The 22,595-nt window shown below is 64.5% G+C and carries 17 protein-coding genes and 1 pseudogene; 11 read left to right on the top strand and 7 right to left on the bottom strand.

Annotated elements, in window-relative coordinates:
* Positions 1-15: 15 nt before the first annotated feature.
* The 6 genes from B2V90_RS06175 to B2V90_RS06150 all read right to left on the bottom strand — a co-directional run bounded on the left by B2V90_RS06175 (position 16) and on the right by B2V90_RS06150 (position 5,811).
* Entirely contained in the window at positions 16-291 is a 276-nt protein-coding gene (locus tag B2V90_RS06175) for a ribbon-helix-helix domain-containing protein (protein WP_228222763.1), read from the bottom strand.
* Positions 291-1,013, bottom strand: coding sequence for an acetoacetyl-CoA reductase (gene phbB / locus B2V90_RS06170; protein WP_228222762.1), 723 nt, complete (start codon positions 1,011-1,013; stop codon positions 291-293). Before phbB ends, B2V90_RS06175 begins: the two co-directional genes overlap by 1 nt.
* 25 nt (positions 1,014-1,038) lie before the next feature.
* The gene (gene hemH / locus B2V90_RS06165) at positions 1,039-2,040 is read right to left on the bottom strand and encodes a ferrochelatase (RefSeq protein WP_228222761.1); all 1,002 of its coding nucleotides are present in this window, start codon (positions 2,038-2,040) and stop codon (positions 1,039-1,041) included.
* Positions 2,037-4,304: a molybdopterin cofactor-binding domain-containing protein gene (locus tag B2V90_RS06160; RefSeq protein ID WP_228222760.1), complete on the bottom strand. Its 2,268-nt coding sequence runs from the start codon at positions 4,302-4,304 to the stop codon at positions 2,037-2,039. The genes hemH and B2V90_RS06160 overlap by 4 nt, the downstream gene beginning before the upstream one ends.
* A 39-nt stretch (positions 4,305-4,343) precedes the next feature.
* Complete coding sequence (locus B2V90_RS06155; RefSeq protein ID WP_293920349.1) at positions 4,344-4,778, bottom strand: CoA-binding protein; 435 nt, start codon at positions 4,776-4,778, stop codon at positions 4,344-4,346.
* A gap of 67 nt (positions 4,779-4,845) precedes the next feature.
* On the bottom strand, positions 4,846-5,811 hold the full coding sequence (locus B2V90_RS06150) for an Mrp/NBP35 family ATP-binding protein (protein WP_286869221.1): 966 nt from the start codon (positions 5,809-5,811) through the stop codon (positions 4,846-4,848).
* Positions 5,812-5,885: 74 nt separating this feature from the next.
* Between B2V90_RS06150 and hflK the strand changes: the two genes are divergently transcribed.
* The 6 genes from hflK to B2V90_RS06120 all read left to right on the top strand — a co-directional run bounded on the left by hflK (position 5,886) and on the right by B2V90_RS06120 (position 13,232).
* Positions 5,886-7,013, top strand: coding sequence for an FtsH protease activity modulator HflK (gene hflK / locus B2V90_RS06145; RefSeq protein WP_228222758.1), 1,128 nt, complete (start codon positions 5,886-5,888; stop codon positions 7,011-7,013).
* Entirely contained in the window at positions 7,013-7,861 is an 849-nt protein-coding gene (hflC, locus tag B2V90_RS06140) for a protease modulator HflC (RefSeq protein ID WP_228222778.1), read from the top strand. Before hflK ends, hflC begins: the two co-directional genes overlap by 1 nt.
* Positions 7,862-7,995: 134 nt before the next feature.
* Positions 7,996-9,495, top strand: a complete 1,500-nt coding sequence (locus B2V90_RS06135) for a Do family serine endopeptidase (RefSeq protein ID WP_009822196.1) — start codon at positions 7,996-7,998, stop codon at positions 9,493-9,495.
* Positions 9,496-9,594: 99 nt separating this feature from the next.
* Positions 9,595-11,205, top strand: coding sequence for a helicase HerA-like domain-containing protein (locus tag B2V90_RS06130; RefSeq protein ID WP_228222757.1), 1,611 nt, complete (start codon positions 9,595-9,597; stop codon positions 11,203-11,205).
* Between the two features lie 189 nt (positions 11,206-11,394).
* Positions 11,395-12,732 carry a LysM peptidoglycan-binding domain-containing protein gene (locus B2V90_RS06125; RefSeq protein WP_228222756.1) on the top strand — a complete coding sequence of 446 codons (1,338 nt, stop codon included), beginning with the start codon at positions 11,395-11,397 and terminating at the stop codon, positions 12,730-12,732.
* Between the two features lie 17 nt (positions 12,733-12,749).
* Positions 12,750-13,232 carry a hypothetical protein gene (locus tag B2V90_RS06120; RefSeq protein WP_228222755.1) on the top strand — a complete coding sequence of 161 codons (483 nt, stop codon included), beginning with the start codon at positions 12,750-12,752 and terminating at the stop codon, positions 13,230-13,232.
* Between the two features lie 33 nt (positions 13,233-13,265).
* On the opposite strand, the gene B2V90_RS06115 is transcribed toward B2V90_RS06120, so the two are convergent.
* Positions 13,266-15,407, bottom strand: coding sequence for a TonB-dependent siderophore receptor (locus B2V90_RS06115; RefSeq protein ID WP_228222754.1), 2,142 nt, complete (start codon positions 15,405-15,407; stop codon positions 13,266-13,268).
* A 285-nt stretch (positions 15,408-15,692) separates the two neighbouring features.
* Between B2V90_RS06115 and B2V90_RS06110 the strand changes: the two genes are divergently transcribed.
* The 5 genes and pseudogenes from B2V90_RS06110 to B2V90_RS06090 form a co-directional block, all read left to right on the top strand.
* Positions 15,693-17,000: an MFS transporter gene (locus B2V90_RS06110; RefSeq protein WP_228222753.1), complete on the top strand. Its 1,308-nt coding sequence runs from the start codon at positions 15,693-15,695 to the stop codon at positions 16,998-17,000.
* Positions 16,997-17,914 carry a cysteine synthase A gene (cysK, locus tag B2V90_RS06105; protein ID WP_228222752.1) on the top strand — a complete coding sequence of 306 codons (918 nt, stop codon included), beginning with the start codon at positions 16,997-16,999 and terminating at the stop codon, positions 17,912-17,914. The genes B2V90_RS06110 and cysK overlap by 4 nt, the downstream gene beginning before the upstream one ends.
* Positions 17,915-17,924: 10 nt before the next feature.
* A complete protein-coding gene (locus tag B2V90_RS06100) occupies positions 17,925-19,253 on the top strand; it encodes a cell wall hydrolase (protein WP_228222751.1) in 1,329 nt (442 codons plus the stop codon).
* A 72-nt stretch (positions 19,254-19,325) separates the two neighbouring features.
* Positions 19,326-20,654: an aminotransferase class V-fold PLP-dependent enzyme gene (locus B2V90_RS06095; RefSeq protein ID WP_228222777.1), complete on the top strand. Its 1,329-nt coding sequence runs from the start codon at positions 19,326-19,328 to the stop codon at positions 20,652-20,654.
* Positions 20,655-21,011: 357 nt separating this feature from the next.
* A pseudogene (locus tag B2V90_RS06090) lies at positions 21,012-22,595 on the top strand (DNA-directed RNA polymerase subunit beta); the annotation flags it as partial.

Genomic DNA, 22,595 nt, shown 5'->3' with positions numbered 1-22,595 from the left:
CAAATGCTATTGCAACTAATTCTTATCACCAATTGCCGCCAGCCGCCGAAACAGCCAGCAGCGGATTGCGCTCGCCAGATTGGGCGCTGGGTCGGCCGCCATGCGCGCAAGGTCGATCCGTGCGATCAGGGCGTTGACGGGAATGGATCGGTCGCCGGCCGCGCGGCGTAGCGCGTCCCAGAATATGGGTTCCAGACTGATGGCGGTCTGGTGGCCGGCGATGGTGACGCTCCGCTTCACCGGCGGGGCGAAGGGCGACCCGTCAGGATCGTCAAGGTCGCCCATGTCCATCAATACATATGCTGGCCGCCGTTGATCGACAGCGTGCTGCCGGTCACGAAGCCGCCATCCTCGCTACAGAAAAAGGCGACGCCGCGCGCGATTTCATGGGCCTGCCCCAGCCGGCCGACCGGGATCTTGGCGACGATCTTTTCCAGCACAGGAGCAGGTACGGCCGCGACCATGTCGGTGTCGATATAGCCGGGCGCGATGGCATTGACCGTCACGCCATATTTGGCGCCTTCCTGCGCCAACGCCTTGGTAAAGCCATGGATGCCCGACTTGGCGGCCGCATAATTGACCTGGCCATATTGCCCCGCCTGGCCATTGATCGAACCGATATTGACGATGCGGCCCCAACCCCTTTCGCGCATGCCGCCGAAACAGGCCTTCGCCATATTGAAGCAGCCGCCAAGATTGATGCGCATGACCTCGTTCCAGTCGTCGAAGCTCATCTTGGCGAGCACGCCATCGCGGGTGATGCCGGCATTGTTGACGACGATATCGACAGGCCCAAGCGCTTCGGCAACCTGCGCGCAGCCGTCGAGGCACGCCTGATGGTCGCCCACGTCCCATTTGAAAGCGGCAATGCCGGTCTTGTCCGTGAACGCCTTGGCCTTTTCATCGTTGCCGGCGTAGTTGGCGGCGACGGCATAACCCATTTCCTTGAGCGCGAGACTGATCGCCTCCCCGATGCCCCGCGTACCGCCGGTTACGATCGCCACTCTCGACATATCAGCGTCCTCTTCCAAACAGGGGTCAGTCCATCCAACCCGAAAGTTCGCGGCCTATAAGCCTCTGGTAAAGGGTGATAGCCTCCGCGGATGCGTTTAGACAGGGCAAATAGGCGAAATTTTCCCCGCCAGCGGCCAAAAAAGCCTCTTTTGCGCGCATGGCAATCTCTTCGAGCGTCTCAAGGCAGTCCGCTGAAAAGCCTGGTGTTGCCACGGCAATGTTTCGGACACCTTCACGCACCAATTTGGCCAGTGTTGCTTCGGTCTCAGGCTCAAGCCATTTGGCCCGCCCGAAGCGCGACTGGAAACTCATATGGACCGGTATTGACAAGGCCTCCCCCAGCAGGCGCGCGGTCTTGACCGAATGACAGTGATAGGGGTCGCCCAGTTTCAGCGTCCTTTCGGGCATGCCATGAAAGCTGGCGAGCAGCGCATCGGGGCGGAAGGACAAGGCGGTGATGGCCCCTTCGATCGAGCGGCGCAGGGCGCCGATATAGGCAGGATCGTCATGATAGGGCGGCAGCGTGCGCACGGCCGGTTGCCAGCGCATCTTTGCGAGGGCCGCAAAGGCCGCGTCATTGGCAGTGGCGGTCGTTGCACCGCTATATTGCGGATAAAGCGGCGCCAGCAATATACGATCGCACCCGGCTTGCTTCATCGCCTTCAGCCGCTCGCCGATGGCGGGATTGCCATAGCGCATTGCCCAGTCGACAAGCACGCCGCCCCCCATAGCATCCTGAAGCGCCTGCGCAGTGGCGCGCGTGTAGACGGCGAGCGGCGACCCTTCCGTCATCCAGACCTGTTGATAGGCGTGGGCCGATTTTTTCGGCCGCGTCGTCAGGATCGCGCCGCGCAGGATCGGTTGCCACAGCAATGGCGGAATTTCCACGACACGCCGGTCGGAGAGAAATTCGGCCAGATAGCGGCGGACCGAAACAGGGTCTGGCGCATCCGGCGTGCCTAAATTGATGAGCAGCACACCCACCATTGGCGCGGGGATGACGGGATGATCGGCTGGCGGGGTCATGGCGTTCCTACAAGGGGCAGGCTGCGGATGCGCTGGCCAGTCCATGTATAAAGGGCGTTGGCGATGGCGGGAGCCATAAGCGGCGCGACGAGATCGCTGGTGCCGGCGGGATCGGCCGTGCTGCGGATCATCTCGACGGATACCTCTCCTATGTCGGCCAATCGTGGCAGGTTCATTCGGCCCAGGATAGCGCGGGTCGGGAGGCCGTGCGCATAAGAAACTGATGCGCCGGTTGCGAAGGCGAGGCCGAAGACAAGGCCGCTTTCGATGTGCTGGCGGGCGATATCGGGATGCACCGGATCGCCAGCGTCGACGGCGGCGATGATCCGGCCGACCGAAAGCCGGTCACCCGACATGGACGCTTCCACCATGACGGCGGCATAGGCCCCGTTGATCATGTGCGCCGCCATCCCCTGCCCGCTGCCGGCCACGCCGCCCTGCCAGCCCCCCATCGCGGCCGCGGTGGTGAGGCAGTGCGCCAGGCGGGGATTGCCGCCCAGCATCTGGATGCGGAAGGACATGGGCTCGATATTGGCAAGATGCGCCAGTTCGTCGATGAAACTTTCGGTGAAGAAGGTGCCATGCAGACGCGCATTGCCGCGCATGAAGCCAAGCGGCAGGCCGACATCGGCCGGATAATGATCGATCGCCCAATTGGGAATGGCGTAGGGCGGCACCATGCCCGCGACGGCGAGCCGGTTCGCACTTTCGGCCCCGTCCTGCGCGGCTTCATGCGGCAGCTTGCCGTCGGCGATGCGCGCCCATGTCTGTGTCATCGCGCAGGGCGCGGCAACCTTTGCCAGCCAGCCTTCGATCGCGCCATTGCGCCCGACCTTGGCGGCCATGCGCGCGCGCGCCGGCGCGCTCGGTCGATCCTGGATGACATCCTCCAGCCGCGACCATAGGAGTTGCACCGGTCGCCCCATGTCACGGGCGATCATTGCGGCCTGAACGCCCACATCCCAGTCCATCGCCCGGCCGAAGGACCCGCCTGCATGGAGCGGATAAAGTGTTACCGCCTCCCGGGAAAGGCCAAGCGCATCGGCTATGGCATCGCGGGCCAGACCGGGGGCCTGGGTAGCCATCCAAATTTCCGCGCCGCCTTGGGTCACGCGCGCGGTGGCACAGGGCGGCTCGATCGCGAGATGAAGGGCGGCATCGACCTGATATTCGCTCGCCAATATGGTCGCGCCGTCGAAGACCGGCTCCAGATCGCCTTGCGCATAGAGACGGCGGCCCGATGATTTGGAAAATGCCGCCTCCAGCGCAGCGTCGATCCCTTCGCTGCTGACCGCTGTCCCGCGCAGGGTGAAGACAGGGTCGGCAAGGTCCAGCGCCTTGTTCGCCGCCCACCAGTTGCTCGCCACCGCGGCGACCCAGCGATCCTGCTTCACCAGCTTGAGGAAACCCGTGACGCTACTCGCAGCACGATCGTCCAGCCCGGCAAGGGTCGCATCGCCAATTGGTCCCTGTCGGATGGATGCGAACACCATGTCAGGGAGGCGGACGTCGGCGGCGAAATTATGCGTGCCGTCGATCTTTGATGGCGTGTCCAGACGCGCAAGATCCTGCCCCGCCAGCCGGCCATCCTGTCCCTGCCGGTAAGGCAGGATCGGCGGCAGGTCGAACGCCATCGCTTCTCCGGCCACATCGCCGATCTTCATCCGCCGCTGCGCCCCATCGGAAATGAGGCCTTCCTGTATGTCGCAGCTTTCCCAGGGAATGCTCCAGCGCGCAGCCGCCGCCTTGCACAGCAGAACGCGGGCCGCAGCGCCCGCATCGCGATAGGCGTCATGGAACATCGGGATCGACGTGCCGCCGCCTGTCAGCATCAGCGCGCTGCGGGTCGCATATTGGTCGATCGCCCAGCGTCCGGCGTCGCCCAGCAGCCGGGTCCAATCGCTGGCCAGCCATTCGCGCGCTAACAGCTCATTAGCGTAAAGTGGGCTTATCGGTGCGCTTTGCACGGCGACGGTGCGCCAATCCGCGCCCAGTTCGTCCGCCAATATCTGCGGCAGGACCGTCGTAACCCCTTGCCCCATTTCGGTCTGGGGGACGACAACGATGATCTGGCCCGATCGGTCGATCTTCAGGAAGGCGTTGACGATGGTTTCCGTAGGGCCGGCAGCGAGGTTGGGCGCGTAGGTGCGCGGCCAGGCGCCCCACGCGAGCAAAAGCCCCGCCGCCGCCCCGCCGCCGATCAGCAGCGTCCGCCTGTCGAGGCCCTTTCCTCTGTCCAATTGCTTCCGCGGTGCGCGCCCCATGAGCTGCCTGATACTGGCGCGCAAGGCTGCTGCCTAGAGCTATTCGGCGCGGATCGGCGCGACGCCTATACGGGGAATTTCGATGGCGGGGCAACGGTCCATCACTACATCCAGGCCAGCCGCCTCCGCACGTGCCGCCGCAGCTTCGTTCACGACGCCGATCTGCATCCAGACCGCCTTGGCACCCACGGCGATGGCGTCATCCACCGCCTCGCCAGCCGCTTCGCTGCGGCGGAAAATATCCACCATGTCGATCGGCACGCCGATGTCTGACAGGCGCCCCCAGACAAATTCGCCATGGACATGCTCGCCCGCCAACTGCGGGTTGACCGGGAGCACGCGATAGCCATGATCCTGAAGGAAGGCCATGACGCCATAGCTCGACCGATCCGGCCGATCCGATATGCCAACCAGCGCAATGGTGCGGGTGCGCTCCAGCAGCGCGGCAATATCCTGCGGGTGGGTAAGCGGCACGGCTTTCTCCTTATCTGGTCAAGACAGAAGATGCACGAGGCGGCCAGACGTTCCCCGTCAGCCCCGATCAGGCGGGCTGGTCCAGCCACGCCGCCACCTTTTGCCCGATCGCGCGGAAGGCGTCGGCATGGGGGCCTTCGCCTGCCGCCGGCGGATCGCCTGCGTCGGACTGGCGGCGAATATCGATGGCGAGCGGCACGCGGCCCAGGAACGGCATGGACAGCGCCGCCGCTTCCCGTTCCGCGCCACCCTGACCGAACGGGTCGGAAATTTCGCCGCAATGGGGGCAGGCATAGCCCGCCATATTCTCCACCAGCCCCACCATCGGCACGCCGGCCTGCGCGAACAGGCTGACGGCGCGCGTGGCGTCGATGAGGGCGAGGTCCTGGGGCGTCGACACGATCACCGCACCGGCAGGCTTGTGCTTTTGCACCATCGACAGCTGGATGTCGCCGGTGCCCGGCGGCAGGTCTACGATCAGCAGGTCGGTATCGCCCCAGTCAGCGTCGATCAGCTGGCCGAGCGCCCCGCTCACCATCGGCCCGCGCCAGGCCAGCGCCTTGCCCGGTTCGACCAGATGCGCCATCGACAGCATCGGCACGCCCATCGCACCGGTGACGGGGATCAGTTTCTTGTCGCGGGCGACCGGCTTTTGATCCTCGCTGCCCATCAGCCGCGCCTGCGACGGGCCGTAAATATCGGCATCGACCAACCCGACTTTCAGGCCAAGGCGGTGCAGCGCGATGGCAAGGTTCGCTGACAGCGTCGATTTGCCAACGCCCCCCTTGCCCGACGCAACGACCAGGATGCGCAGCGGACGACGCTCGGCAGTCATGGCGATCCGCACATCGCTGACGCCGGGCACGGTCAGGCCGCCTTCCCGGATGGCCGCGATCAGCCCGTCGCGCTGATCGGGACCAAGGCCGCCCACGTCGAGAGAGAGCATCATCACCCCGTCGCGCAGCCGCGGCGTGCTGGCGCGGCCATCGGTCAGGGTCTTCAGGCGGGCGGCGAAATCGTCAAGATCGGTCATGCCGATGCGCTGTAGGCAAGTTTCGCGCCCATTGGCACTGTTTTTCAGGCGAGAGCCTTCCTATAGAGGGTGGCATGAGAAGAATTTTCGGGTGGATGCCCGCGATCACAGCGATGGTCCAAGGCCCCTGGGGGGGCAAGAATGACGGACCCGGCGGGGACGGACCAAAGGACGGCGACGGCGGGCCGCGCAACCCCTGGACTCAACCCGGCAAACCGACCGGCGGCGGGCAGAAGGGCCCTTCCGCGATCGAAGAACTGTTGCGGCGTGGTCGCGACAGCTTCGGTCAGGGTGGCGGCGGACGCAATGGCGGCTTTGGCGGCATGCCGCCCTCGGCCGCCGGCAAGGCGCTGTGGCCGATCGCAATCGGCATCATCCTGGTGCTGTGGCTGCTGCTCACAAGCGTGCATCGCATCGGCCCGCAGGAACGCGGCGTCGTGACCTTCGTCGGCAAATATAGCCGCACGCTGTCCCCGGGGATCAGCCTGACCCTGCCGGCCCCGTTCGAGGCGGTGACGACGGTGGACGTGGAGGAAATCCGCACCATCGACATCGGATCGTTGAGCGCGGAAAGCGAAAATCTGGTACTGACTGGCGACCAGAATATCATCGACCTCGCTTATTCGGTACGCTGGAACATCCGTAATCCCGAACTCTACCTGTTCCAACTGTCCGACCCTGACGACACGGTGCGCGAAGTGGCGGAAAGCGCGATGCGGGCGGTGCTGGCGAGCGTCAGCCTGGACGACGCGCTGGGCGCGGGCCGCACCACGATCGAACAGCAGGTCGAACAGCGGATGCAGGAGATATTGGACGGCTATAAATCAGGCATCCGCATCCAGGGCGTCGCGATCAAGCAGGCCGACCCGCCGACCGCCGTCAATGACGCGTTCAAGGAAGTGTCGGCCGCACAGCAGACCGCGCAGACCTACCTTAACGAAGCACGCGCCGCCGCGCAGCAGGTGACGGCCAAGGCGCAGGGCGAGGCCGCCGCCTTCGACAAGGTCTATGAACAATATCGGCTGGCACCCGAAGTGACGCGCCGGCGCATGTATTATGAAACCATGGAGAGCGTCCTGTCGGATGTCGATAAGACCATCGTCGAAGGGAGCAACGTGACCCCCTATCTGCCGCTGCCCGAAATCAAGCGGCGCGCGCAGGCGACGCCTGCGCCCGAAGCATCCAGCACGGAGGGCCAGTGATGCCCGGATTCCTGCGTCACCCCGTCGCGCTGGCGATCATCGCGCTGGTCCTGCTGATCATCGTCGGTAGCACGGTCGCGATCGTGCCTGAAACCAAGCAGGGCGTGGTCGTTCGCTTCGGCGACCCCAAATATATCATCAACAGCTATCGCGCGAGCGAACCCTTTGGAAAGACCGGCGCGGGCATCATCCTGCGGGTGCCTTTCGTCGACCAGATCGTGTGGATCGACAAGCGCGTCCTGTCGGTCGAGATGGAGCGGCAGCAGGTGCTGTCGACCGATCAGCTGCGGTTGCAGGTCGATGCGTTCGCGCGATACCGCATCGTCGATCCGCTGCGCATGTATATCGCGGCGGGCAATGAGGAACGGGTGAGCGACGCGCTGCGGCCGATCCTGGGTTCGGCCTTGCGCAACGAGCTGGGCAAGCGCCCCTTTGCCGCCCTGCTCAGCCCTGAGCGGGGCCAGGTGATGGACAATATCGAGGCCGGCCTCAATCGCGTCGCCCGGCAATATGGCGCGCAGATCGTCGACGTGCGGATCAAGCGGGCCGACCTGCCCGATGGCGCACCGCTGGAAAGCGCGTTCAACCGGATGCGCACCGCCCGGTCGCAGGAGGCCCTGACCATCCGCGCGCAAGGCGCCAAGCAGGCGCAGATCATCCGCGCCGAAGCGGACGCGAACGCTGCGCGCATCTATGCCGAAAGCTATGGCAAGGACCCGCAATTCTACGATTTCTACCGGGCCATGCAGAGCTACCGCTATACCTTCGCGCCCGAACGCAGCGGCGAGACGAACATCATCCTGTCGCCGGACAATGACTTCCTGCGGCAATTCCAGGGCCGACGTTAATCCCGGTGGCAAAGCGGCTGCTTTGTTACGGAACCAGTGTCATTCAATGAGGGTTAAGGCAAGGCGGCGCATTTCTCGGCTCTCCCCAGAGTCCCGCCTTCCATTTCCTGAAGACCAGAAGAGGACCTTCACGAGTGCGTTACGCTTATGCCATCACCGGCGCCCTGCTGCTCGGCGGCACCGCCATCGCCGTCACCACCAGTTCCAATGTCGGCGCGCAGGTCGCGCAGAATGAAGGCTTGCAGGCCGCAGCGCCCGCCGGCGCTCCCGCCAGCCTGGCCGACATGGTTGAGAAACTGCAACCGGCCGTCGTCAACATTTCTACCAAGCAGCGCGTCCAGGTTCAGAACCCCTTTGCCGGCACGCCGTTCGGTAACCTGTTTGGCCAGGGCCAGCCGCAAACCCGGCAGGCCCAATCGCTGGGCTCCGGCTTCATCATTTCGGCCGATGGCTATATCGTCACCAACAACCATGTGGTGTCGGCCGGCGCGGAAGGCGCGAGTGTCGAGCAGATCACCGTCACGATGACCAATCGCGAGGAATATACCGCCAAGCTGGTCGGGCGGGATGCCGCCACCGACATCGCGGTGCTCAAGATCGAGCCGAAAAAGGCCCTGCCCTTCGTCAAGTTCGGCGACAGCAGCAAGGCGCGCGTGGGCGACTGGGTCGTCGCGATCGGCAACCCTTTCGCGCTGTCGGGCACCGTGACAGCGGGCATCATCTCAGCGCTGCATCGTGGCACTGGTGGCACCTACGACAAGTTCATCCAGACTGACGCGTCAATCAATCAGGGCAATAGCGGCGGCCCGATGTTCGACATGCGCGGTAATGTGATCGGCATCAACAGCCAGATCCTGTCCCCTTCGGGTGGCAATGTCGGCATCGGCTTTGCGATCCCGTCGGAACAGGCAGAACCGATCGTCAGGACACTGATGAAGGGCCAGACCGTCAAGCGCGGTTATCTGGGCGTGCAGATCAGCCCGCTGGGCGAAGATCTCGCCGAATCGCTGGGACTGGCCAAGAATAGCGGCGAGTTCATCCAGGGCGTCGAACCAGGCAAGGGCGCGGACAAGGCCGGGATCAAGGCGGGCGACGTGATCGTCAGCGTCAACGGCCAGGAAGTGAATCCGGACCAGAATCTCTCGTCGATCGTCGCCAATCAGCCGATCGGGTCCAAGGTGCCGATCGTTCTCATTCGCAACGGCCAGCGCATGACGGTGACCGCCGTCGTGGGCGAACGCCCGCCCGAAGACGAGCTGAACAGCTTCGCCCAGAGCCAGGATGATGAGGATTTCAGCCAGCAACAGCAGCAGACGCCCGGCAAGGCCGCCGAACAGTCGCTGGGTATCGCAGCGATCCCGTTGACGCCCGGCATCATCCGCCAGCTCGGCATCCCGACCGACACGCGCGGCATTGTCATCACGGGGGTCGACGGGTCGACCGACGCGGGGGCCAAGGGGCTGCGCCGGGGCGACGTCATCATCAGCGCCAATAATCGCCCGGTCACCAGCCAGGCTGAGCTGGACGCACAGGTGAAGGCGGTCGCGGGTCAGGGGCGCAACGCCATCCTGCTGCAAGTGCTGCGTCGCGGCCAGCCGCCGATCTTCCTGCCGGTGCGGATGCGCGACAAGTAAGGGACAAACGCCCTCTCCCCTTGTGGGCGAGGGCGATGTTCGGCTAATTCCGTCATCCCCGCAGGCGCGGGGGTGGCGGTTTTTTTGTGGGGGATCGCGATGAGCGACGGACTTTTCATCGGCCTTGGTTCACCGGACAAGGCCGGCGGCGTTCCCCAGACGCTGAACCTGCGCCGGGCCAACCGGCATGGCCTGATCGCAGGCGCGACCGGAACCGGCAAGACGGTGACGCTTCAAACCATCGCCGAGGGTTTTTCAGCGCGCGGCGTGCCCGTTTTCCTGGCCGATGTGAAGGGCGACCTTTCCGGCATCGCGATGGCAGGATCGCCGACCGCGAAGAATGCCGACAAGCTGGTGGCGCGCGCGCGGGAGGTCGGCGTCACCGACTACAGCTATGCCGATAATCCGGCGATCTTCTGGGATCTTTATGGGCAGCAGGGCCACCCCGTGCGCACGACGGTTAGCGAAATGGGGCCGCTGCTGCTGGCGCGGCTCATGGGCCTCAACGACACGCAGGAAGGCGTGCTGTCGATCGCCTTCAAATATGCCGATGACGAAGGGCTGCTGCTGCTGGACCTGGGCGACCTGCAAGCAATGCTGGCCTATTGCGCCGACCATGCCAGCGAGCTGTCGGCGCGCTACGGCAATGTGAGCAAGGCCAGCGTCGGCGCGATCCAGCGGCAGCTGTTGCAGCTGGAGACCCAGGGCGGCGATCATTTCTTTGGCGAACCTGCGCTCGACATCCACGACATGCTTCAGCTGGACGAGAAAGGGCGCGGCTACATCAATGTGCTGGCCGCCGACAGGCTGATGCAAAGCCCCAAGCTCTACGCAACATTCCTTCTATGGCTGCTGTCCGAACTGTTCGAGACGCTACCCGAAGTCGGGGACCCGGAGAAACCCAAGCTGGTCTTCTTCTTCGACGAAGCGCATCTTTTATTCGAAGATGCGCCCAAGGCGCTGACCGACAAGATCGAGCAGGTGGTGCGCCTCATTCGGTCGAAAGGCGTGGGCGTCTATTTCGTGACGCAGAACCCGATCGACATTCCCGAGGATGTGGCCGGGCAGCTGGGCAACCGCGTGCAGCATGCACTTCGCGCCTTCACGCCACGCGACCAGAAGGCGATCAAGGCGGCGGCCGACACATTTCGTATCAACCCGGACCTGAACGTCGAAACCGCGATCACGGAACTCAAGGTTGGGGAGGCCCTGCTATCTCTGTTGCAGGAGGATGGCGCCCCGGGCGTGGTGCAGCGGACGCTGATCGCCCCGCCCCGATCCCGATTGGGTCCGATCAATGCCAAGGAGCGTGCGATCATCCAGTCCATTTCCCCGTGCGCCGGCAGATATGACGAGGCGATCGATCGCGAATCGGCCGAAGAGATATTAGCGGCGCGGGCGGATGCGGCGGCGGCGGCGGCGGCGGCCGAAAAAGCCGAAGCGGAAGCAGAAAAGGCAGCGGCGGCCCAGGCCAAGCTGGAGGCAAAGCAGCGCGAAGCAGAATTGAAGCGGCAAGCCCGCGAGGCTGCGCGGCCCAGCAATCTGGATCGGGCTGTGCAATCGGCCACGCGGTCGGCGGCATCCTCTGTCGGGCGGCAGGTCGCCAATGAACTGGGGCGTGCGGTTTTCGGCGGAGCGTCGCGGCGAAAGTCGTCGGGCAGCATCGCGGGTCAATTGGTGCGCGGCATTTTGGGCGGCCTGTTCAAATAGAAGCAAGCCGACAGCGAACAGGACACATGCGCGGCTATTTTCAACATGCACTCATAGCCATATGGTTATGGGATCGATGGATGGCGGCTGGCGCGCGATAGGTCGCAGTCACCTAGTCGGTCCGACTAGAGACGAGGCGGCCGGCGCCTGAGACTATACTGCCCTGACACAACGACAGGAGCAGGGTCGATGGTGAGTGGCGTTTCAGCGGCTGAAAGCAGCGCGACCAACAATGTGCAGACAGCGACGAACGAGCCTGGCGGCAGCCATCAGGTGCGCGCGGGAGAGACGTTGTCGCAGATCGCGCAGCGTTACGGCACCGATGTCGGCACGCTGGCGGCGCTCAACGACATTCGCAATCCCGACCTGATCCATGTCGGCGACCAGCTGACTCTGCCGGCGGGCGCCGCACAGGGCTATGAGGTCGCATTCGGCGACACACTGGGCAAGATCGCGGCGCGCCACGGCGTCGGGCTGGACGCGCTGCTGTCGGCCAATCCGCAGATCGCCGACCCCAATCGCATCTTCCCGGGCGACCAGCTGTCGATCCCGGCCAACGATACAGCCGCGCCCGCGACGGAAACGCAGCAGGTCGCGCCGGTCGAGGGCGCGCCGCGCGTCGAGGGCGGCGCGCTGGCGCTCAGCGAAACCGACATCACCAACATCAAGAAGACGCTGCAGACCGAATGGGTGCAATCAGCCGGCGACGCGCAGGCGCATGGCATCATCGACACCATCCTGAACCGCACAGCGTCGGGCCATTGGGGCGACAGCGTGTCGGACGTGGTGAATGCTTATAATCAGTTTTCCGACATCAACGGGCCGATCGCCCGCGCCGACGGTCGCAATGCCGTGGAGGATATTCCTGAGAGCCAGATCAGCACCCGCGTCGACCAGATGGTGGACGATTATCTGGCCGAGCGGGCGGCAGGCGCACCATCGTCCGTGGGATCGCACCTCAATTACGCCAATCCCAATTATAGCAGCCCCAACAATCTGGGCTGGATCAATGCGCTGGACGGACCAGTGCTGGGCCGGGGCGATGCGGTCCACCATCATGGCACGGTGCCCGAACTGGACCGCTATCGTCCCGATGATTTTGCCGTGGCGCTGCCCGGCGCCGCTGCGGCTGAGACTGCGCCGGCCGACCAGACTCCTGTCAGCGGCTCGATCGACGGGCGCGCGGCGGCGGCGGCTAATGGCGTGCACGTCAAGAGCGAGGCTGTGCAGATCAGCCGGCTGGATGCCGAAATGGAGCCGGCCATTCGCGCGGTCGCGCAGGCGGCGCAGCGGCTGGGGCTGCCCACTCCGGTCATCACGTCCGGCAATGACAGCCGCCACATGAATGGGTCGCTCCATTATAGTGACCAGGCGCTCGATTTCCGCGGCAACAATATCAGCGCGGCGCAGGGCCAGGCCTTTCAGGACGAAGTGCGCGCGATATTGGGCGAACGCTACGACGTAGAGTTTGAAACCTTCGCCAATACAAGCAACAATCACCTGCATGTGGAGTTCGACCCGGACTGAACCGAGGAACTGACGAGATGTGGCGATGGAGGCTAGCCCCCGCCGGGGCGATGATGCTGCTGGCAAGTGCAGGGTGCGCGCCAGCGGGCGACGCATCCCAGCGGCAGATGGAGGAGACTGGCACGCTGGTTCCTGCCCCTGCCGCCGCCGCTGCGGCCATCACGGCGCGAGCGACCAGTGCGCGCGCGCAGTCGCGCCTGCTGGGCAAGAGCGATTTCACCCTGCGTGGCAAGCCCGCCTGCAAGATCGCCTATGCCTATGCCGGCCATGCGCCCGATACGCTGTTCTGGGAGGAGCCCTGCGCCGACGTCACGGCGCGGCTGGCAGGTAAGAGCGATCTTCAAGGCTGGGGCAAATGGCGGCGGTTGGACGACCATGCTCGCAAGTTCGTGCAGGCGATGCCTGGCGGCCGCGTCCTTTATGTCGAGGGCCGTTTCAGCGCGTCAGTCTATCCTGTCGGGACGAGCGGCGAGGCCTATGAAGTGACCGTGGCGGATTGAGGGGCGCGGCGCACGCCGCGTCCCCCGGCCGCATCAGAAACGGTAGGTCGCGCCAATGGTGAAGTTGCGCGGCGCGCCATAGCGATACTGGCTGAACGAGCCCATATTGCTGTAGAATTTTTCGTCGAACAGATTGTCGACATTGGCCTGTAGCTGCAATTGCGGCGTCACCGCATAGCGTGCCATCAGCGCGACCAGCGTATAGCCGTCCTGCTGGAAGCGGAAGGCCGCGCCGGTGATGGGATTGGCCCCGTCCGAATAGGCCTTGCTGCGATAATTGATGCCACCGCCAACGGTGAGGCCGTCAAGCGCCCCGCCCAGATCATAGGTGGTAAAGATTTTCAGCAGCTTGCGCGGCTGGTCGGTGTTGGCGGGAACATCGTCCGCATCCTCCGCCTTGAACTGGCTATAGCTGGCATTGACGTTCCAGCCGGGCATCGGCTGCCCGGTGGCTTCCAGTTCGAACCCCTTGCTGACCACGCCCGCGGCCGCGCGATAGGGCTGGAACAACAGCCCATCGACGATGATCTGAGGCCCATCCATCTGCCCGACATTATCCTGTTCAATGCGGAACAGCGCGACCGAGGTTTGCAAAGCGCCGCCGAAGAAGCTGCTCTTAAGGCCGATTTCATAGGCATTGCCGTCCAGCGGATCGAGCAGCCGCCGTTCGCGATCGTAAAGATTCTGCGGCTGGAAAATCTTGGTATAGCTGGCGTAGACCCGGTGGTTGGGCGTCAGGTCATAGAGCGCGCCGACATAGGGAATGAAGACATTGTCGTCGCCATAGTCGCTGGTCGCGCCCCAGGCATAGCCGGTCTGTTTCCAGCTGGCGATGCGGCCCCCCAATATGACCTTGAGCGGATCGGCGATGTTGAGGCGCATCGCGCCATAATAGCCAGTCTGCTTGATCCGTTCCTGTTCGTTGCGCACCGGCGTCGTGCCCCAGATGGGTTCGGGATAGGGCACGCCTTCCTGCCCGATGACGGGCAGGTCGGTGAGCCATGGCAAAGGCGCTTCGAAATTGTCGGTGTGGCGTTTGAGGACGCTGTGCAGCGCGCCGAGCACCACTTCGTGATCGCGTCCGAACAAGGGCACCAGCCCCTTCAATTGCGCGTCAAAGCTGTTCTGGATGCTTTGCCCCGACGATTTATAGGGATTGGTGCCGTCCATCGTGCCCGTGTCCTTGTCCACGGTGCCGTACAGATAGAGCAGCTGCGTATCGCCGGTGTTCTTGAGACGGTTATAGTTGAGCGTGAGGTTCCAGCGATCCCCAAATTCCTGGCGCACGGTGGCAAAGATATTCTGGTTGGTTGTGTTCCAATAGGTCCAGTCCGCCGCCGTGGTCTGCGATCGCGGCAGGTCCGTCACCGAGCCGTCGCTGTAGAAGGTGGGCAACGCGCCCCAGGTGATGCCGCGCGGCTTGGTATCCTGATGGCTGATGCCAGCGCGGACCAGCGTGGTATCCGTGAGGTCAGCGTCGACGACGCCATAAAGCACCCATTTCTTGCGGTGCTGAATGTCGATATAGCTGTCCCCTTCCTCGTACCGGCCGACCAGGCGGGCCCGCACGCGTCCGTCGGCGGTCAACGGGCCAGCGACATCAGCGGACAGACGCCAGGTATCCCAGCTGCCGATGCTGGCGCTGGCATAGCCGGTCAATTCGGTCGCGTCGGCATGTTTGCGCACAAGGTTGACGGAGGCGGATGGATCGCCCGCGCCCGAGAGCAGACCAGTCGCGCCGCGGACGATTTCCACCCGTTCATAGATGGACACGTCGATGCTGGTTTCGCCATTGCCCCCCGCCAGCGTCCAAGCCGCCGGCACGCCATCGACCTGCGTATTACGGATTTCAAAACCCCGCGCGAAGAAGCTGTTGCGCACATCATCAAATTCATTGGCGGAGACGCCGACCGCGTTGGTGATGACGTCCTTCACCGTAATGAGATTCTGATCGAGGATACGCTGCGCGGTCATGATGCTGACCGATTGCGGCGTTTCGAGCGTGGTGAGGCCAAGGCCGGTCGCGGTGTCTATCTTGTTTTGCAGCGTATAGGTGCCGGTGACAACGATCGTCTCTTCATCAGGCGCGCTTGCAGCGTCGGGCGCCTGGGCGAAAGCCGGCGCAACGAAGGCACATAGGGCGGCGGTGGAAAGCCAGGCGAAAGTCCGTGTCATGGTGCGATTGTCCCCCATATATGTTCGTTGCGGCCCGCTAATCGCAATGCGAATAATTTGCAATAGCTTTTGCGTCTGTGTTTTTGAATAGGAGCAATCCAATGCTGATACAGATGCAGCCGGGATGCTCAGGATGCAGGCAAAATAGCGGGAAGCTAGTTCGTCCCTGCCGATCGGAGCTGTCGAGCGCGGGGGATAAGCGCCAGCGACAGCCTCAAGCCGCCGGTGGCATCTGCCACGCGCGTGGCCGTTGCCCGCCTCCCCCGTCCCGGCTAAGGCGCGGCCATGACCGTGCCTGACGCCCCGCCCCGCCATCCGCTGCGCTTTCCCGATTTCCGCGCCTATCTGGTCGGCCGGCTTTGCGCGGTGCTGGCGCAATATGGCATGATGATCGTGCTGGGGTGGCAGGCCTATAATATCGCGCGCGAAACGATGACGACCGCCGGCGCCTCGGCGCAGCTGGGGCTGATCGGGCTGGCGCAGTTCCTACCGCTTTTTTTCCTTACGCCCATCACGGGATGGGTGGCCGACCATTTTGACCGTCGAATCATCACCCGCATCACATTGTCGGTGCTGGCGGCGGCGTCGGGGCTGCTGGCCTTTGCGACCTATGAAGGCTGGGTCAGCCTGCCGCTGATATTCGGCATGGCGGTGATTGTTGGCACGGCGCGCGCGTTCAACGGCCCGGCCTATGGCGCGCTGGCCCCCAATCTGGTGCCACTGGCGGTGCTGCCCAATGCCATCGCCATTTCCTCAGTCGCGTGGCAGGCGGGCATGATCGCGGGGCCGGCGCTGGGCGGCTATGCCTATGCCGCGACGCCCTGGGGCGCTTATGCCATGGCGGCTGGCCTGTTCACCGTGGCGCTGGGCGCCATGCTGCTGATCGGCCCGGTGCCGCAGCCACCGCGTCAGACGGATCGCCACCCGATCCGGCAGATGATCGACGGCTTTGCCTATGTGAAGGGCAACCGGCTGGTGCTGGCGACCATCACGCTGGATCTGTTTGCGGTGCTGCTGGCGGGCGCGACGGCGCTGCTGCCGGTCTATGCCCGCGACATATTGCATGTGGGATCGACGGGCCTGGGCCATCTGGCGGCAGCGCCGGGCATCGGCGCGGCGGTGACGGCTTTGTGGTTTTCGTTCCGCCCGATGAAAAGCGAGGTGGGGTTGAAGATGCTGGGTGCGGTGATCCTGTTCGGCATCGCCACCATCATATTCGGGTCCACCGCCTTCCTGTCTCGCGACATCGCCATGCCCGTGGGCCTGGGTTCGCTGGTCGTGCTGGGCGGCGCGGACATGGTGTCGGTGTTCGTGCGCCAGTCGCTGGTGCAATTGCATACGCCCGACGCGATGCGCGGGCGCGTGTCGAGCCTGTCGCAGCTGACCATTTCGGCGTCTAACGAACTGGGCGAGGCGGAATCGGGTTTTCTGGCCGCGCTGGTCGGCCCGGTGGCGGCGGTGATCGGAGGCGGCGTCGGCGCAATCATCATTACCTTATTATGGTCGCGACTCTTTCCAGAATTGCGCCTTGCACGTAGCTTTGATCCACCCGACATCGGGCGCGCGGAAATCAGCCAGGAGAAGGCATCATGAAAGCAGCCACGATACTCGAAACCATCGGCAACACGCCGCATATCCGGATGCAGCGCCTGTTCGGCGACGCGGAAGTGTGGATCAAGTCGGAACGGTCAAACCCAGGCGGGTCGATCAAGGACCGGATTGCGCTCGCCATGATCGAGGCGGCCGAAGCGTCGGGCGAGCTGAAGCCGGGCGGCACCATCATTGAACCGACATCAGGCAATACCGGCGTTGGCCTTGCCATGGTGGCGGCGGTCAAGGGCTATAAGCTGGTGCTGGTCATGCCCGAAAGCATGTCGATCGAGCGGCGACGGCTGATGCTGGCCTATGGCGCGAGCTTTGACCTTACCCCGCGCGAAAAGGGCATGAAGGGCGCGATCGAGCGCGCGCTGGAGCTGGTCGGGCAGACGCCGGGCAGCTGGATGCCGCAGCAGTTCGAAAATCCCGCCAATATCGACGTGCATGTGCGCACCACCGCGCAGGAAATCCTGGCCGATTTCGCTGACGCGCCGATCGATGCGCTGGTAACGGGCGTGGGCACGGGCGGCCATATCACCGGGGTGGCCGAAGTGCTGAAAAAACAATGGCCGACGATGAAGGTCTTTGCCGTCGAACCGACGTTGTCGCCGGTCATCAGCGGCGGCCAGCCCGGCCCGCACCCGATTCAGGGCATCGGCGCGGGCTTCATCCCGGCGAATTTGCATACGCAGCTGCTCGACGGCGTGGTGCAGGTCGATCCGGCGGATGCCAAGGACTATGCCCGCCGGGCCGCGCGTGAGGAAGGGATGCTGGTGGGCATATCGTCCGGCGCGACGCTGGCGGGCATCGCGCAAAAGCTGAAGGACATGGCGCCGGGCAGCCGGGTGCTGGGCTTCAACTATGATACGGGCGAGCGCTATCTGTCCGTGCCCGATTTCCTGCCGGAATAAGCCGCCCTGCATGGCCGCGCGCGCCGACGCCCCCTCTCCCCTCGCATGGATCGCCTGGGCGCTGATCCTGATCGGGCTGCCAATGGCGGTGGCCGGATGGGAGATGCGCGGCCGTGACGTGGCGCATGGCCCTGGACCGGTGCGCGGCCGCGTCGCGCGCATCGAGCAACCGCCCAGCCCGCCGCCGCCGGTCGAGCCGGTGGAGGTCTATGCGCTGAAACGGGACGAGGCGCGGCGGTTCAATGCGGCGGTGCCTTTTTCCAAACTGGCCAATCCCGCCGCACGGCCGTTCGTCTTTGCCGGATCTGCGGACGATCTGACGCGGGCGGTCGATTGCCTGGCGGCGGCGCAAATCTACGAGGCGGGCGACGATGCCACAGGCGAGCAGGCGGTGGCGCAGGTCGTGCTTAATCGCGTGCGCCATCCCGCCTTCCCCAAGACGGTGTGCGGCGTGGTGTTTCAGGGGCAAGAGCGGCGCACCGGCTGCCAGTTCACCTTCACCTGCGATGGCGCGCTGGCGCGCACCCCGGGCGCTGCGGCCTGGGACCGGGCGCGCGAGATCGCCAGGGCAGCGCTGGCGGGCAAGGTCTACAAGCCGGTGGGATACGCCACCCATTATCATACCGATTGGGTCGTGCCCTATTGGAGCGGCAGCCTGGACAAGATCGCGGCGGTCGGCACGCATCTCTTCTTCCGCTGGCGCGGATGGTGGGGAACGCCGCCCGCCTTTCGCTTCACGCGCGACGGCGGCGAGCCGCTGATCGGCAAGATCGCGAGGCTGTCGCCCGCGCATGTGGACGGCGAGGTTCCGGTGATGGCGCAGGACGCGCCGGTCGTGACGGCGGGCGGGCTGGAGGCGCTGGTGACTCAGCCGCGCAAGAGCATCGGCGCGGATATGCTGGGCAAGTCGGTCGCGGGCGTGAAGCTGGCGGTGCTGGGGCCGGACGGCAAGAGCTTCCTGGTGGAATTGCCGGGCGGCGGATCGCCCGACGGCTGGCCCGCGCTTGCCCGCACATTCTGCGCCGGGCGGCTGGAATGCCGGATCATGGCGTGGAAGGCGGGCGCAACGCCGGGGAAGCTGCCGCTGACCGACCCGCAACTCGACGCGATGAGCTTTGCCTATATTCACGATGCGGGCAGCGGATTGCAGCGAGCGCTGTGGAATTGCGAACAGACGCCCCGGCCTAAGGAGCAGTGCATGCGGCGGCGGGTGGCAGCGGCGCCCCCTGCCCCACCGGCCGATGCCGGCCTTGCCGGCGTGCGCAAGAAGGAGCGCTTCGAAACGGTAACGATCGCGCCGATGAACCCGCCGCGCGCCCTGCAGTCGCGGCAGGAATAAGTCGGCGATCACGATGGCGGATCGCACATTCCATATCGTTACGGTATAGCATCACGATAGCGCGGGGACATGATGGTCACGAGACGGCATTTTCTGGGGGGATCAGCCGGCGCGGTTGGACTGGCCATGGGCGCGGCGGGAGTGGCGCAGAGCGCGGGCGCGGCAGAGGAGTGGCCGATCGACCCGCCCTTTCGCTTTACCGGCGACATGGATGATTTCGACGCTGCGCAGACGGCACTGGCGGCGCTCTACGACGTGCGGCGCGACTTTGCGACGTTCGACGCGGCCTATTATGGCGCGATGACCCGGCCGGTAGAGGCCGCCTATCGCGCGCGGTCGCACTGGGTGAACCGCAACCATGCCCTGTTCCTGCGCGGCGGATCGCCGGACCATCCGCGCGATGCCGAACTGGATGCGTCGCGCGCGGCGGTGGCGCAGATGCTGGGCGCGGCGACCGACGAAATCGCGCTGTCGGCCGGGGGCACGGAGGCGCTCTACGCGCTGATCGCCAATTATGCGCCGCTGCGGGCCGGGGACGCGGTCATCTACGCCGATGTCGATTATGACGAAATGCAGTTCGCCTGCGACTATCTGGCGCAAAGCCGCGGCGCGCGGCTGGTGCGGTTCGACCTGCCCGAACCGCAGACCAAGGCCAATATCCTTGCCGCCTATGACAAGATATTGCGGGATACGCCGCGTGCCAAGTTGTTGCTGCTGACCCATTTGTCGAACCGCAACGGGCTGGTGCCGCCGGTCAAGGCGATTGTCGCGATGGCCAAGGCGCGCGGCGTCGATGTGATCCTGGACAGCGCGCAGGCGGTGGGCCACATCCCCTTCACCATCGCCGACACCGGCGCCGACTTTATTGGCTTTTCGCTTCACAAATGGCTGGCGGCGCCGCTGGGCACAGGTGGCATCTATATCGCCAGGGACCGGTTGAAGGACATCAACCCGTGGCTGGGGAACCGCATCCATGACGCCGACGATATTCGCGCGCGGATTCCGACGGGAACGGTCGATTTCGCCGCCCGGCTGACCGTGCCCGCCGCCATCGCGATGCAGGACGCCATCGACCTGGAAGCCAAGCATCGCCACCTGCTGCGGCTGCGCGATTATTGGGTGGAGCGTGTGCGCGACGTTCCGGGGCTGGAGATCATGCTGCCCGACGAGCCGGGCAGCTTTGGCGCGGTGAGCGCATTCCGGCTGCCGGGGATGAGCGGGCCGAACGACGCGAAAAAGGCCGCCAAATTGTTCCTCGACAAATATCATTTGCTGGTGGTGGCGAAGGCGGGGCTGGCAAGCGGGCCGGTGCTGCGGGTGACGCCCGCCCTGTTCAACAGCAGCGCGGAACTGGACCGGCTGGTGGGGGCGATTATCGCGGAGCGCGGCCTGTTTGCGTGAAGCGTCGATGAAACCTGGAAAGCAATTGCGCGTTCCCCCTCTTCACAAGTCCCCTGCCCCGAACTATATGGGCGGTTCGCAAGTCGGCGAATGATGGCCCGTGGGCATTATACGCCGCGCCCGGATCGCTCGGGAGCCATGATCGCGTTGCGCACGATCGGCGGCAGGAATAGGGCGGTTTCATCGGGTTACTCAGACGCTACAGTGCGGATCGGACAGTCCCGGCCCGCACTTTTTTGCGTGGGCTGAATGGAGCGAATCGCTCCCTTCCCGCCCATGGACCGGCTGAATTTTCGCTGCGATGCGGAAAAACGCGACGAACAGACGACCGCTCAGACAGGTACAGGCAGGACACGCATGGCGACCAAGGCTCTTCCCCCCATCAGCAACACCGGCGCGAAAAAGCGCATCCGCAAGGTGTTCGGCGACATCCACGAAGTGGTGCAGATGCCGAACCTGATCGAGGTTCAGAGGGAGAGCTACGAACAGTTCCTGCGGTCCGACCCCAAGATCGGCTATGTTTCGGGCCTGGAAAAGACGCTGCGCAGCGTGTTCCCGATCCGCGATTTCGCCGGCACCGCCGAAATGGACTTCGTTCATTACGAACTGGAAGACCCGAAATATGACGTCGAGGAATGCCGTCAGCGCGGCATCACCTACGCCGCCCCGATGCGCGTCACGCTGCGCCTGATCGTGTTCGAAGTCGACCAGGACACCGAAACCCGCTCCGTGCTCGATATCAAGGAGCAGGACGTCTATATGGGCGACATGCCGCTGATGACGGGCAACGGCACCTTCATCGTCAACGGCACCGAGCGCGTGATCGTCAGCCAGATGCACCGGTCGCCGGGCGTCCTGTTCGACCATGATCGCGGCAAGACCCATTCGTCGGGCAAATATCTGTTCGCCGCGCGCGTCATTCCCTATCGCGGGTCGTGGCTGGACTTCGAATTCGACGCCAAGGACATCGTCAACGTCCGTATCGACCGCAAGCGCAAGCTGCCGGTGACGGCGCTGCTTTACGCGCTGGGCCTCAATGCCGAGGAAATCCTGGCGCAATTCTACAACAAGGTGGTGTTCCTGCGCGGCGAAGGCGGCTGGCAGATCCCCTATGTCGCCGAAGCCTGGCGCGGCATGAAGCCGGCCTTCGACATCGTCGATGCCAAGTCGGGTGAGGTCGTGTTCGCCGCCGGCCAGAAGATCAGCCCGCGCGCCGCCAACAAGGCGGAAAAGGACGGCCTGGAAACGCTGCTGATCCCGACAGATGAAGTCTATGGCCGCTACAGCGCCTATGACCTGATCAACGAGAGCACCGGCGAAATCTACATCGAGGCGGGTGACGAAGTCAGCCCTGAAAATCTCGAAAAGCTGGATAAGGCGGGCATTGACCGCCTGGAACTGCTGGACATCGACCATGTGTCGACCGGCCCCTGGATCCGCAATACGCTCAAGGCCGACAAGGCCGAGGATCGCGACCAGGCCCTGTCCGACATTTATCGCGTGATGCGCCCTGGCGAGCCACCGACGAAGGAAACCGCCGAAGCGCTGTTCGCCGGCCTGTTCTTCGACCCGGAACGCTATGACCTGTCGGCGGTCGGCCGCGTCAAGATGAACATGCGCCTGGACCTCGACGCCGAGGACACCGTCACCACGCTGCGGACCGAGGATATCCTGGCCGTCGTCAAGGAACTGGTGAACCTGAAGGACGGCAAGGGCGAGATTGACGATATCGACAATCTCGGCAACCGCCGCGTCCGTTCGGTCGGCGAACTGCTGGAAAACCAGTATCGTGTCGGCCTGCTGCGCATGGAGCGCGCGGTCAAGGAGCGCATGTCGAGCGTCGATGTGTCGACCGTGATGCCCAACGACCTCATCAACGCCAAGCCTGCCGTGGCCGCCGTGCGTGAGTTCTTTGGCTCTTCGCAGCTGTCGCAGTTCATG

The sequence above is a fragment of the Sphingobium sp. UBA5915 genome (assembly GCF_002431195.1).
Classification (GTDB): Bacteria; Pseudomonadota; Alphaproteobacteria; order Sphingomonadales; family Sphingomonadaceae; genus Sphingobium; species Sphingobium soli.
This window is presented reverse-complemented; position numbering and strand designations above follow the sequence as displayed.

Coding starts and splice junctions, on each gene's coding strand:
- B2V90_RS06175 (WP_228222763.1), bottom strand. CDS start 291: ATGGACATGGGCGACCTTGACGATCCTGACGGGTCGCCCTTCGCCCCG.
- phbB (WP_228222762.1), bottom strand. CDS start 1,013: ATGTCGAGAGTGGCGATCGTAACCGGCGGTACGCGGGGCATCGGGGAG.
- hemH (WP_228222761.1), bottom strand. CDS start 2,040: ATGACCCCGCCAGCCGATCATCCCGTCATCCCCGCGCCAATGGTGGGT.
- B2V90_RS06160 (WP_228222760.1), bottom strand. CDS start 4,304: ATGGGGCGCGCACCGCGGAAGCAATTGGACAGAGGAAAGGGCCTCGAC.
- B2V90_RS06150 (WP_286869221.1), bottom strand. CDS start 5,811: ATGACCGATCTTGACGATTTCGCCGCCCGCCTGAAGACCCTGACCGAT.
- hflK (WP_228222758.1), top strand. CDS start 5,886: ATGAGAAGAATTTTCGGGTGGATGCCCGCGATCACAGCGATGGTCCAA.
- hflC (WP_228222778.1), top strand. CDS start 7,013: ATGCCCGGATTCCTGCGTCACCCCGTCGCGCTGGCGATCATCGCGCTG.
- B2V90_RS06130 (WP_228222757.1), top strand. CDS start 9,595: ATGAGCGACGGACTTTTCATCGGCCTTGGTTCACCGGACAAGGCCGGC.
- B2V90_RS06125 (WP_228222756.1), top strand. CDS start 11,395: ATGGTGAGTGGCGTTTCAGCGGCTGAAAGCAGCGCGACCAACAATGTG.
- B2V90_RS06120 (WP_228222755.1), top strand. CDS start 12,750: ATGTGGCGATGGAGGCTAGCCCCCGCCGGGGCGATGATGCTGCTGGCA.
- B2V90_RS06115 (WP_228222754.1), bottom strand. CDS start 15,407: ATGACACGGACTTTCGCCTGGCTTTCCACCGCCGCCCTATGTGCCTTC.
- B2V90_RS06110 (WP_228222753.1), top strand. CDS start 15,693: ATGACCGTGCCTGACGCCCCGCCCCGCCATCCGCTGCGCTTTCCCGAT.
- cysK (WP_228222752.1), top strand. CDS start 16,997: ATGAAAGCAGCCACGATACTCGAAACCATCGGCAACACGCCGCATATC.
- B2V90_RS06100 (WP_228222751.1), top strand. CDS start 17,925: ATGGCCGCGCGCGCCGACGCCCCCTCTCCCCTCGCATGGATCGCCTGG.
- B2V90_RS06095 (WP_228222777.1), top strand. CDS start 19,326: ATGGTCACGAGACGGCATTTTCTGGGGGGATCAGCCGGCGCGGTTGGA.